Origin of the sequence: Burkholderia sp. 22PA0099 (genome assembly GCF_047497165.1) — a bacterium.
In the GTDB taxonomy this organism is placed as follows: Bacteria; Pseudomonadota; Gammaproteobacteria; order Burkholderiales; family Burkholderiaceae; genus Burkholderia.
The window spans coordinates 2486405-2498450 of sequence record NZ_CP163164.1 but is presented as its reverse complement, the minus strand read 5'-3'; the positions used below and the strand labels follow the sequence as shown (position 1 = coordinate 2498450).

General features: G+C 68.4%; 7 protein-coding genes. 1 reads left to right on the top strand and 6 read right to left on the bottom strand.

All coding sequences use genetic code 11. From position 1 onward, the window contains the following. Positions 1-42 precede the first annotated feature (42 nt). Positions 43-1776, bottom strand: a complete 1734-nt coding sequence (locus AB4851_RS11145; protein WP_414447245.1) for a cation:proton antiporter — start codon at positions 1774-1776, stop codon at positions 43-45. A gap of 359 nt (positions 1777-2135) precedes the next feature. Here AB4851_RS11145 and AB4851_RS11140 point away from each other — a divergent pair, with 359 nt between their 5' ends. Beyond that, complete coding sequence (locus tag AB4851_RS11140) at positions 2136-5867, top strand: type III effector protein (RefSeq protein WP_414447244.1); 3732 nt, start codon at positions 2136-2138, stop codon at positions 5865-5867. An 83-nt stretch (positions 5868-5950) separates the two neighbouring features. On the opposite strand, the gene AB4851_RS11135 is transcribed toward AB4851_RS11140, so the two are convergent. Genes AB4851_RS11135 through AB4851_RS11115 form a run of 5 tightly spaced genes read right to left on the bottom strand, consistent with a single transcriptional unit; the run spans position 5951 to position 11916 of the window. Next, entirely contained in the window at positions 5951-6202 is a 252-nt protein-coding gene (locus AB4851_RS11135; protein WP_414447243.1) for a PAAR domain-containing protein, read from the bottom strand. Further along, positions 6199-6687 (bottom strand): hypothetical protein, encoded by a 489-nt coding sequence (locus tag AB4851_RS11130; protein WP_414447242.1) that lies wholly within the window; start codon positions 6685-6687, stop codon positions 6199-6201. The genes AB4851_RS11135 and AB4851_RS11130 overlap by 4 nt, the downstream gene beginning before the upstream one ends. After that, the gene (locus AB4851_RS11125) at positions 6684-8576 is read right to left on the bottom strand and encodes a LysM peptidoglycan-binding domain-containing protein (protein ID WP_414447241.1); all 1893 of its coding nucleotides are present in this window, start codon (positions 8574-8576) and stop codon (positions 6684-6686) included. Before AB4851_RS11125 ends, AB4851_RS11130 begins: the two co-directional genes overlap by 4 nt. 3 nt (positions 8577-8579) lie before the next feature. Beyond that, positions 8580-9143, bottom strand: a complete 564-nt coding sequence (locus tag AB4851_RS11120) for a hypothetical protein (RefSeq protein ID WP_414447240.1) — start codon at positions 9141-9143, stop codon at positions 8580-8582. After that, the gene (locus tag AB4851_RS11115) at positions 9127-11916 is read right to left on the bottom strand and encodes a type VI secretion system Vgr family protein (RefSeq protein WP_414449169.1); all 2790 of its coding nucleotides are present in this window, start codon (positions 11914-11916) and stop codon (positions 9127-9129) included. Before AB4851_RS11115 ends, AB4851_RS11120 begins: the two co-directional genes overlap by 17 nt. Positions 11917-12046: the final 130 nt, after the last annotated feature.

Sequence of the window (12046 nt, the reverse complement as noted above, 5' to 3'; positions counted from 1 at the left end):
CAGACAAGCTGCCGCGCGCCGCCAGGCGGCGCTTGACGCATTTCAATGCGACGCCGCCGCCGCGCGCGCCTTTTCCTTGCTCCCGCCGCCCATGCGCGTCAGCACATGCTCGGTCATGCCGCGCGCCAGCTCCGTCTCGCTGATGAACACGGTGCCGACGCCTTCGCTCGTCAGCAGCGCCGCCTCTTCACCGCTGTGCGTGCACAGCGCGATCTCGATCGACGGGTTCAGCGTGCGCGAAATCTCGACGATCTGGCGCACGTCGAACGTGTCGGGCAGCGTGACGACCAGCATGCCGGCGCGCGCGATATGCGCCTGCACCAGCACCACCGGCTCGATCGCGTCGCCGCTGACCGCCGCGATGCCCTGCTCGCGCAGCTTCTCGACCGTTTCGCGATTCTGTTCGACCACCACGCAGGCAATCCCGCGCTCGCCGAGCGCCTGCGCGATGCGCGCGCCGACACGCCCGTAGCCCACGATCACGACCTGGCCGGTCAAGTGCGTTTGCGGCGTGGACATCGGCAGCGCGGCCAGCGGATCGTCGCGCGATTCGAGGCGGCGCGCGAACGCCGAATGCTTGCGAATCCACACCAGCGCCGGCTCGATCGTCGCGAACAGCAGCGTGTTCATGGCGATGGAGATCAGCGCGACCGCCAGGATCAGGCTCTGCCCCTCGGCGGACAGCAGCCCGAGCGAGCGGCCGAGGCTGGCCAGAATGAAGGAGAACTCACCGATCTGCGCCAGGCCCGCGCCGACCGTCAGCGCGGTATTGAGCGGATAACGGAACGCCAGCACCAGCGCGACGGCGGCCAGCGTCTTGCCGATCACCACGATCAGCGCCACCTCGATCACGTGCAGCGGCTGCTCGACCAGGATCGTCGGGTCGAACAGCATGCCGACCGAGATGAAGAACAGCACCGAGAACGCGTCGCGCAACGGCAGGGTGTCTTCAGCCGCGCGCCGGGCGAATTCCGATTCGCGCATCATCATGCCGGCAAAGAATGCGCCGAGCGCGAACGACACGTCGAACAGCTTGGCCGCGCCGAACGCCACGCCCACGGCGGCCGCGATCATGCACAGCGTGAACAGCTCGCGCGAGCCGGTGCGTGCCACCAGCCACAGGATGCGCGGGAACACGCGCTTGCCGACCACCAGCATCAAGGCGATGAACGCGGCCACCTTCAGGAACGTGATGGCGAGCGTGCTCCACAGGCTGCCGCCCGCCTCGGCGGCGTGGCCGGGCGCGCCGCCAAGCAGCCCCGCCAGCGGCGGCAGCAGTACCAGCACGAGCACCATCACGAGATCCTCGACCACCAGCCAGCCCACCGCGATCCGGCCGTTGACCGTCTCGACCAGGCCGCGCCCTTCGAGCGCGCGCAGCAGCACCACCGTGCTGGCCACCGACAGCGCCAGCCCGAACACCAGCGCCGCGCCGATGCTCCAGCCCCAGGCCAGCGCCAGGCCGCCGCCGAGCGCGGTGGCCACCGCGATCTGCACGATCGCGCCGGGCAGCGCGATCTTGCGCACCGCGAGCAGGTCGCCCAACGAAAAATGCAGGCCGACGCCGAACATCAGCAACATCACGCCGATCTCGGCCAGTTGCTGCGCGAGCGCCAGATCGCCGACGAAGCCGGGCGTGCCGGGGCCGATCACGATGCCGGCCAGCAAATAGCCGACCAGCGGCGGCATCTTCAGCAGCGAGGCGAGATAACCGAACACCATCGCAAGCGCGAAACCGGCCGCGAGCAGTGCGATCAAGCTGACGTCATGCGGCATCCATCCCCCTTTTGAATGTAATGAATTCGAAAGGACACAAGGATACGGGATGTCGGCGATGCGAGGGGTGGATCGGGTAAAAAAAGCTGGGAAAAGACGTGGGGAAATCGACGGTGCGCGGCCCACTCGACCGGTCTTCGGCAAAGCCGCGCATCCACGCTGCCGGAATTTCCCGCAGCCGGCGCCCTTCGCGACTTCGTCTGCCCGTCCGCCGCTTCGCGCGTCGTCGGGGTGGCCCATTAACGGCTGCATAGCATCCTCGAACTCGGCACGCCGAAGCGCAGTCGTGGGAGCGACCGCCTGCTCGGGCGATTGACGTGCAGAAAATCAAGAAGATCAACATCGAGCCGGAGTCTGCCATGAAGCCGAATCACATCGCTCGCGGGCCCTTGCGGGCCGAGCCTCAAGACGAATCCGCGACGCCCGCGCCCTTGCAGACCCTCGAACGGCGCGCCGGCCAAAGCTCGGTCATGCCGGAGCGGCTGCGCAATCTGGCGGACAAGGTGAGCGCGCGCAAGCAGGCGAATGCCGCCAGCAGCCTCAGCGATCAGGAACTCCTGCTGGCGGCTCGCAACCCGAACCTGAACGGGCGGGGTGTGCGTGCGCTGCAACGCGAGGTCGCGCATCGGCGCAGCGCCGCGACCGTACCCGGCACCACCGCGCCGCCGCCGCCCGCCGCTGCGCCCCGGACCTCGGTCCTGCCGAACCCGATGCGCGAGATGCTCGATAAGGTCACCGGGCGCAAGCAGACCGCCAGGGCCGCGGCGCTCAGCGACGCGGAGCTGGCGCATCGGCTTGCCGGCCCCGCGCCGCAGGTGCAGCGCGACGCGCGCGCGTTGCAGCGCGAAGCGGCGAAGCGGCAGGTGCAGCGCCCCGATACCGTCGGCGAGGCAGCCGCTGGCGATGCCCGAGTGACGATCGACCCATCCAGCTCGATCACGGCGCCAGCGCCGAGCGCCATCACCTTGCCTGCCGGCCCCGTGATCGATATCGACTCCGGCGCCCTCGACCTGCGCCACCTGGAACAGACGGTCGCCGCGCTGGCCCGGGCGCTGCCCGAGCTTCCCGTGACGGGCTCGGCCACGCGTCTGCGCGCGCGGCTCGCGGACGAACTCGCCGGCATCGGCGCGACGGCGGCCAATATCAATCTCCGGCCGGACCAGCGTGGCCTCGCCGTTCGCGACGGCTTCGCTCGCGCGGCGCGCACCGCACGCGTGCTGGCGCGCTACCTCGATCGCGACCATGTCAACCACGGCGCCGGCTCGGGCGGGATGACGGCCCGCGAGTGCGCCACGTCGTATTTTCTGATCGCTGGCCTGATGACGGAGCTCAAGCGCACCCACCTGAGCGCGGCGGCGCCGGACCTGATGGCGCACTACGCCGAACGCGAGGTTGCCCGGCTCGAACGCGTCGCGCCCGGCATCGGCCAGGGCGTGTCGGGACCGAACGTCGCGACCAGCACCGGCGCGAGCCTCGAGTATTCGGTCGGCGTCGGCAACGTGGCCGGCAGCGCGTCGGCGGGCCGGACCTTCTTCTCCGACGACGATCGCGACATCGATTTCTGGACGTCCTGCGGCATCGCGCTGCAGGGTGGCGCGGGCACCACGCTCGCGAACTGGGCCGCCAAGCTGAACGGCCAGGCCGCGTACGCCGCGGGCGGCACCTACTTCGAGCATGACGACCTGCGCGAACTCGTGAAGCTGGTCGCCAACATGGATGCGAACCGCTCGTGGATCACCGCGTCCGGCCCGAAGACGCGCAAGCTCGTCCATGGCTGGGAACACCTCAAGGACAAGGTGTCGCTGGGCGTCAACCGCAACTATGCGCCGGCGCCGGAACGGCCGTATTTCCTGACCGACCGGAAGCTCGCCAAGGGCTTCAACGGCGTGAAGGTCGCGCTGCTGGCGATGATGCTCGACGAGGCGCAGCAAGCCCACGGCGGCCGGCCGGTATTCGATGCGATCGTCTCGCAGGCCTACCCCGCCGCTGGCGACGTGCTGCGCCAGCGCCTGGCGGCCCGGCAGCCGCTGCCGCCCTCGACGCGCCGGGACGTGCCCGACTCCGTCGCCTACGCCGATGGCCGCGTGGCGTTCAGCGAGGCGACGCTCGCCGTGGACGCCAGCCTCGGTCGCGCCACCCGCGACAACCCGAACCTTGGCGCCGGCGGCAACTTCGACCTGCTCGTGCGCGGCGACCTGCTGCAGTTCTTCACCGAGACGGCCAACGCCCCGCACCAGATCCTCGATCCGGCGCATCACAAGGATCTGAAGGCGACACTGGCGATCCACCGCCAGCTCGACGCCTCGTACACCGATGCGCCGCCGGCCGCCCTGCGCCTCTACCACCTGATGCGCAGCCGCCTGCAGGGCGCCGACGCCCCGCTGCCGCCGCTCGAAGCGGGCGTCGCCGCGCTGTATGGCGAGGCCGCGTCGATCCCGGCGCAGTTCCGCAACGCGATCGCTCGCCCCTCGGTCGAGCAGTTGGGCCAGGTTGCGGCCGAGGCCGATGGCCTCAAGCACCTGTACCTGAACTTCATCGAGGACGCCGCCACACTGCTGGCGCGCAGCGACCGCGCGCTGCCCAAGCCGGCGCGCGAGCAGTTGAACACGCTGCGCGCCGAGGCCTTCGAGCGGGTCAATGCGGAAGTCTGGCATGGCGGCTACTCGCGCGCCGACGCGCTCGCCGATCCGGAAAAGTTCGTCGCGGCCAGCCAGGCGAGCGTCAGTCTCGCGCTTGGCGCGGTCGGCACGCATCTCGGCGTCGTCAAGGAGCGCCTCTCGCACGGCGATACCGAGCACGCGCACGCGGCGCAGCAGGCCGACCGCGGCTACGCGGAGGTGCGCGAGCTGCTCGACCGCCTCTACCTGCCGATGAAGAAGCACGACGTACAGAAGAATGGGCCGCTCAAGGAGCGGGCGCTGTGGCAGCGCTGGGACGTGCTGGTGCGCGGCACCGCCTCGGGCGGCGCGCAAGTGAACGCGCTCGGCGCGCTGCTTGGCCATTGGCAGAAGTCGCTCGGGCCGGTCGGCATCGCCAGCGACACGGGCGGCCTGACGCTCAGCGCAGAGGCGAAATTCCTCTACGCCGACCATCAGATCAACCCGAGCCGGGTCGGCAAGTTCTGGCAGATCACGCTGACCGCGAACGCAGGCAAGCCGCTGGCGGGCGTTGCGTTGCAGGCGGCCGTGCGCGCCGCGGTGGGCCGGCTCAACGAGGCGCTCGCCACCGACCAGCCGAAGATCGACAGCGCCGAGATCGCACGGCAGATGCAGGGGCTCGTGTTCGACGCGTCCGAGGGCAGTTCGATCGTGATGAAGTTCAGGCAGCCGCCGGGGCTCGGCATCCAGTCGACGCACCTGCAATACGTGCGCGTGCTCAACAACCAGAACGCCGGCCTCAATCTGTCGGTGACGGTGCCGACGCACGTCGGCCTGTTCACGCCGGGTATCTCCCATACCGACTCCGCACAGGGTTTCGAGGGCGAGATCATGGGCTCGGACCTCAGCTACCTGATGCTGCAACATCCGAAGCTCGCCGCGCTGCTCGACCATCCGGACGCCGCCACGCCCGAGGGGCTGGCGGCGCTGTTCGACGCCAATCCGCGCGTGCGCAACGGCTACTTCGCCACCGCCTCGACGATCGTCGACACGGTGCAGCGCTACGCCGACTTCCTCGGCGCGAAGGCGCAGGCCGCGCAGGGCGGCACGCCGATCGCGGACGCGCCGAAAACCAACGAGTTCTTCCGGTATTACGCGTCGGCGCCCTTCCAGCGCGTGGCCGAAACGGCGCGCCAGGTGCAGCGGCACGCGCCCGGCTCGACGGCCGCCCCGGCGGCGCCGGCCGGGCCCGCGTCGCTGGCGGAGGAGGTGAGCCTGGCGGGCGTCGATCTGGCGGCCGCGAAGGCGCGGCTCGAGGGCGCGCGCTCGATCCGCGAGCGCACGGCCTACCTGTGCGGCGAGGGCCGGCCGCTGCTGGACGCCTTCGCGGCCATCGTCGGCAGGACGCGCGAGATCAATGCGAGCGCGATGTTTCATGCCGAGTCGCGCGACATCGGCTTCCAGACGGTGTTGCGCGATGCGTCGCGTGGCTGATGCAGGGACGAGAGGCCGCGGCGCGGCCTCGCTCAAGGGCGTCAACGCCCGATTCGGCGGTTCGGCAGGTAGTCGGAGCGCATTCAGGCGATGCTGGTGATCAGCCGGCAGCCGCAGCTCGCCTGATGGCCGTTGCGCGCGCACGGCACGCCGTGATCGGTGATCGCGGCGTCGCCCTGGGCAATTTCATTTGGATGAACGTCCGGATGACGCTGGCACTTGACCGCGTCGCCCAGGCGCGCCACCGGCCGGCCGCCGTAGCGCATGTCGGCCGAGGCGGCGAGCACCTCGCCGCCGTGTTCGAGCGTGTCGCCGAGCCGGATCAGGTCGATCACGATGCGTTGAAAACCTGGCTGCACGGCAGCTTGGGGCCGCCATCGATGCTCAGGTCGAAGTACGGCTTGCGGTCGAAATGCCGTGCGTCGGCATCGGGATCGGGGATCGCGCGGGTGCGCTGGAACACCAGCGTCTTGCCGCTTTGCAGGCGGATCGACATGAACGTGGCGGACGCGTCGAAGCTCGGCGCACCCCACGACGCCTCGATCTTGCCGCCCGTGCCATGCGACAGATAGATCGACAGCACCTGGTCCCACTGCGCGCGCGGCACGGCCTTCATCTGATCGTTGTCGGCCTGCGGCATGCCGACGTTGAGGTTCAGCGTCTTGCCACCGGGTTCCTTGCAGGCGAACGACTGGTTGCCGCCGAAGCGGCTCTGGAACGCGCCGAACGGGTCCGGCGCGCCCGGGGCCGCCATCGCGGCACCCGCCATGCAAGCGAGCAGCACCGCCAATGCGGCCGCTCCGCGTTTCATCGACTTCATTTGACCCACACTCCTATGACCTTTCTGCCCTTCCCGATCAGGGTGGGCGGTTCGTTCTTGCGCATCACGCGGCTGTTCGGGCTGATGTAGTCGCTCGCGAACTGGTGCCCCGGCAGCACGATCTCGGCGTGCCCATGGTGGGTGCCGTCGGTCGTGTCGTAGACGATCACCGAGCCTTCCGGCGCATCGTAGGGGCTGGCGATGTGATAGGCGGGATCGGACAGCACGTTCCGGAATCCTGCCTTTTTCAGATCGTTGCCGGCATCCTTGGCTTCGGCGCTGGCGGGGTAAGAATCCACCATGCCCGAGGCCAGCAGCGCAATCTTCACATACTTCCAGCACTCGCCGGTCGAGACGTTCGGCGCCTTGCTCACGTTGTAGATCGGCTGGCCGAGCTTGGCCTTGTGCGCGGCGGCCGGCCCGCTGAAGCTCGCCTGCTTCTTGCCGTACTTCGCGTCGGCGCGCGCGATCTCGTACATCTTCTGCTTCGGATCGCCGGACGGCGGCGCAACGTCGGCGGCCTGCGCCACGGCGACCGGGTGGCCGTTGTCGTTGCGGGCCATCGTGACGGGCGCCGGGGCCTGGGGCGCGGCCGGGGCAGCCGGGGCGGCGGCGGGCGCGGAAGCCGGGGCGGCGGGCGTGGCCGGTGCCGGCGCGGATGGCGCAGCCGAAGCCGGTGCGCTGGCCACGGCCCCGGCGGAGGAAGCCGGTGCCGGTGCAGACGCCACGGCAACCGGCGAGGCAGACGCGGGCGCCGATGCTGCCGCCGCCGAACCGACAGCCGCATGCGAAGACGCCGCCGGCGCAGCCGTGGGCGAGGCCTGCCCTGCCGACGGTGCCGCCGAAGTCGAACCACTGCCCGTGCCGCCGGCCGGCAATTTGATCTGCTGCCCCGGCGCGATCAGATTGCCGTCCAGCCCCGGGTTCGCGCGCCGCAGCTCGGCCACGCTGGTGCCGTGCTGGTGCGCGATCTTCCACAGCGAATCGCCGGGCTTGACCGTATAGGTGCCGAGCTTGCTGTTGCGGCGGTGGTCGCCGGGTGCGCCCGGGTGCGTGTCGGTCCTGGCGGCCACCTTGCTGTGCGGGCTGGTCAGCGTCAGCGTCGAATGCGAACTCGACAGCGCGCCGCTCCAGGCCATCGCCAGGTTCGCCTCGACTTCCTTCACCCACACCTCGAGCGTCTGCGTGAACGGCACGTTCTTCACCGGCGCGGCGATCTTGCCCGCCGCGTCGCTATGCCCCTCCTGCACCACCTTGCCGCCCGCCTTGACCTGATACTGCACGCCGGCCACCGGCTGCTTCTTCTTGTCGACGAACTGCACGCCGAGCCCGCCCGAGCAGCAGCCGAGGTCGTAGTCGTTGAACTTCGCGATGTAGTCGGACACCGACGTGCCGTTCGCATCCTCGGGATCGGTCGCGCCGTTCGAGCTCAGGAACTGCATGACGCCCGGGTGCTTCTCGGTGCCGAAGCCCTTCAGGTGGGCCGCGCCGATGATGCCCGAGTGCGTGATCGTGATGCCGCCGATCACCTTGCCTTCATATTGGTTCGCGCCGTAGTGCTTGGCGCGCGAGCACAGCAGCCGCACCCAGGCCACGGCCGCCACGTCCTGCTCGTCGGGCGAATTGCGGAAATCGTCGAGGCTCTTGATGCCGTCCTTGCCGGTCCAGGTGCCCTTCCACTGATAGAGGAATTTCTTGTGGCCGTCCGGCTGCTTGATCAACGGCGAGGTGCCGTCCGACACGTAATAGCCGAGGTCGCTCAGCGCCGATTCGCCGAACTGGTACTTGCCGACGTAGCCGTATTTGTTGATGACCTTGTACTGCGTCCCGCCGCCGCCCTCGCTCTTGAACAGCGCGCTCAGGAAATCGCGAATTCCGCCCTTGCTCATGGTTTATTTCTTCTTGCAAAAGATCGCGGCATCGTCGGCATCGATCGATACCGGATACTGCTTCTCGATCAGCGCCTTTTCCGTGTCGCCGGGGTTGCCGAGCCATTGCGTCGCGCAGCGGTACACGAGACGGCCGGCGGCGCGGTGCGATTGCTCGTCGTAGAACATCGCCACGTTCGTCACGTTGCACTGATTCGCCTGGCAGATCTGATAGAGCCATTCGTGCGACGCGCCGATCCGCCAGAGCGCGCCCTGCACGGCCGGGCCACTCAGCAGCCGCTTGCGGAGCAGCTTCGGGTCCTGCCCCGCTTGCCCGAGCAACTGGTCGAACGCGGCCGACACCTGACGCCCGGCCAGCGATCCGTACTGGTTGCCGTCCGGATCGACCAGATTGAAAAGCTCGGTCTTGTAGACGGAACTGGCCGGCGTGATGTCGGCCGGCGCGGCGGCCTGCCCCTGCGCCTCGGCCTTGCAACCGAACGCCGCCAGGCACAGCAGCAGCGCACCGGCACGGCGCGCGAGCGGGGCGCGGCCCGGACGCATGAACAAGTCAGGACTGCGCTTCATTGCTTTCTTCCTCGTCGCCATCGGCGAACAAATCATCGTTGACCGTATCCAGGTGGTGCGTCCAGTCGCCGTGGCTCACGCTGACCTGCACGTCTTCCGCCTGTTCCGTGAACACGCGCCCCGTCATGCCATCGTCGTCCAGCGTGCCGTAATAGCGCGGCTGATCGCCCACCTTGACGGTGTACGCGGCATTGTCGAGGATCTCGCCGTCCGCCAGCGCGCCCGACAGATCGAAGCGCAGGCTGTATTCGCCGGCGCTTTGCGGCACCGGCATCAGCGGCGCGGGCATGCGCGCCGAATCGGGGCCGGGCACGTCCCAGCTCGCGCCGCGCTCCAGGATCGGGCCGGGCGAACCGTTGACGATCCCGCTGCCGTCGATCCGGATATACGAGCCGCCCGCGCCAATCCAGATTTCCTTGGCGGCCGTGATCACGACCTTGCCGTCGGTACTGCTGATCGTCACGTCCTTGAGCGCGGCGAGCGCCATCTCGTCGCCCTGCGCCTGAATCTCGACCTTGCCCTTGGCCGCGAACAGCTTCATGCCGGCGTTCTGCACGAACAGGCTGATCTTCTCCGTCACGCTGGCGATCAGCGATTTGCCGCTGGCGAGGAACAGGTTGCGGCCGCTGACCAGATTGGTTTCGAGGTCGCTCGACACGTGCACCGACTGCTGCGTCGATACCGCCACGCCCGACGGGCTCGCAAGCAGCATCACCGGCGCGGTGAACGCATTCGCGCCACCGGTGCCGCCGCCCCCCGTGCGCCCGCCCGGCTGCGCGCCCTGCACGCTGCTCTGGGTCGCGTCGGTGAAACTCTTCAGCGCGGCGTGGCCGTCGGCGAGGCCTTCGGCCTGATGCTTCAGGCTTGCGTTCGACAGCGTCTCCAGCGTCGATTCGGCATTGATGAGCTGCTGCTGCGCCTCGCGCGCGTCGAGCTGCTGGCTGTTCGCCTGCTTCGGATGGGTGGTGACATACAGCCCGCGCGCGGCGCGCACCGCGCCGTACGAATCGGTCTTCAGGTCGAAGCCGGAGCCGAGGAACGCGCCACGCGCATTGCCCGTCTGGTCGATCAGGTAGCCGAGATGCAGCAGGCTGTTCGCCGTGCTGCTGAACAATCGCGCGCGGTTCTGCCCGGTCGCGTCGTCCAGCACCATTTCGTTGAAACCCGCGCCCGCGTACTCCTTCGAGCGATAGCCCGACAGGATGCCGTTGCTGTGCCACTGCGGCTGGACCTTGCCGTTGTATACGCGATGCAGCACGATCGGGCGGTCGCAATCGCCGCCCACATAGCCGATCAGCACTTCCTCGCCCACCCGCGGCACGTGCACGCTGCCGTAGCCGCCGCCGGTATCCGACTGCGCGACCCGCACCCAGCACGATGCGCTCGCGTCGCCGGGGTTCTGGCGATCCCAGACGAACAGCACCTTGACCCGGTTCAGTTCGTCCGTATACACCTCCTCGCCCGGCGGCCCGACCACGATCGCCGTCTCCAGATGCATCTCCGGCTTGGCGTGCTCGAACGGGCAGCGATACGGCACCGTGGTGCGTTGCGCCTCGACCTCGACGCGATAGAAGCCCGGCGAGCCGTCCGCATGCAGCAGGCCGGAGGCCGCGATCGCAGCCGACGCGGCGCCGGAACGCGCGGCCTTGGCTTGCGCCAGCACGTCCTGCAGGCTGTGCGGGAAACTCGCTTCGTGATCCGAAGCAGGCAGGTTGTTTTCGATGTAGCGGCTCACCTTGATCGCCGCGAACCTGCGCTGGCTGGCGGAATCGCGATCGTGCTCGGGATGGCCGTTCAGCTCGAAACTGCGCCCGGCGTCGATACCGCGCGCCCCGCCCGATGCATGGAAGCGCTTGGCGCGCGATTCCCATTCCTCCAGGTGCACGCGCGACAGCGATTCGCCGCGCGCCTGATCCTGATAGGTGTACGCGCCGGTGTACTCGTAGACCTCGGCCTGCTCGGGCAGGCTGCCCTGGTTGGCCATGGTCGGCAGCGCGGTGGCCTTCGGGTTCGCGATCGACGACGGCGCCTTGTAATCGAACGTGCGCGTGCTGTGCGAGGCGCTTTGCAGCGTGCGCGAGCCGGACCAGTGCGTGAAGCCGTCGGTCTCGCCGCCCGCGGCCGAGCGATGGAAGCGCAGCGGGCCGGACGGCACGGCGTCGAGCGCGTAGATGTCATCGGTCACGACGAACGTGTGTGACTTGCCGTCCGGCGCGTGCCGCCAGAAGCCGAACAGCCCCTCTTCCTCCATCAGCCGGTGCACGAAATTCCAGTCGGTTTCGCTTTGCCGGCAATACGAGCGCGGCGGCAGCGCGCGGCGCAGCGAAAACTGGAATTGGCCGCGCGCCTGCGGATGCGCATTGAATACATCGGCAATCACCGCATCGGCGCTGCAATCCTGCCAATACCGCAGGTCCTTGCGAAACTTCAGGAAATGCAACCAGGAGGCATAAGCGATTTGATAACTGGACAGGCTGCCGTCGGCGCCGAGCCGGCGCGCGGTATGGATATAACCGTTGATCGGCAGATACGATTGATCGGCCTGTTGAATCCACAGCGTAATCGGCTGGGCAATCAGCGTTTTCAGTTCGATATCGCCGGCGGTCGACACCATATCGAGCGTGACGCTGAAATCGCGGCCCAATTCGGCGTGCGTGACCGCCCGGCGCGGCACCAGCGCATCATCCGGCAACGCCGGAATATCCGTCTTGATCAAGCGGCTCTGCTGAACCACGCCCCCTCGGATTACCCGAGCCAGTTCGCTAGGATTCATTGTTTGCTGTTCGTGTTCTTGTGTATCGCCAACGGCCTGCCCATGCACGCTCGATGCCCCCGACAGCATGGCCCCCGATGCAGCGCGGCCAGATTTTAATTTTATGGAATGCGAATCGTCAATCTTGCGG

Bases quoted from the DNA above. Each gene is read 5' to 3' on its own strand.
- AB4851_RS11145 (WP_414447245.1), bottom strand. From the start codon at position 1,776: ATGCCGCATGACGTCAGCTTGATCGCACTGCTCGCGGCCGGTTTCGCG.
- AB4851_RS11140 (WP_414447244.1), top strand. From the start codon at position 2,136: ATGAAGCCGAATCACATCGCTCGCGGGCCCTTGCGGGCCGAGCCTCAA.
- AB4851_RS11130 (WP_414447242.1), bottom strand. From the start codon at position 6,687: ATGAAGTCGATGAAACGCGGAGCGGCCGCATTGGCGGTGCTGCTCGCT.
- AB4851_RS11125 (WP_414447241.1), bottom strand. From the start codon at position 8,576: ATGAGCAAGGGCGGAATTCGCGATTTCCTGAGCGCGCTGTTCAAGAGC.
- AB4851_RS11120 (WP_414447240.1), bottom strand. From the start codon at position 9,143: ATGAAGCGCAGTCCTGACTTGTTCATGCGTCCGGGCCGCGCCCCGCTC.
- AB4851_RS11115 (WP_414449169.1), bottom strand. From the start codon at position 11,916: ATGAATCCTAGCGAACTGGCTCGGGTAATCCGAGGGGGCGTGGTTCAG.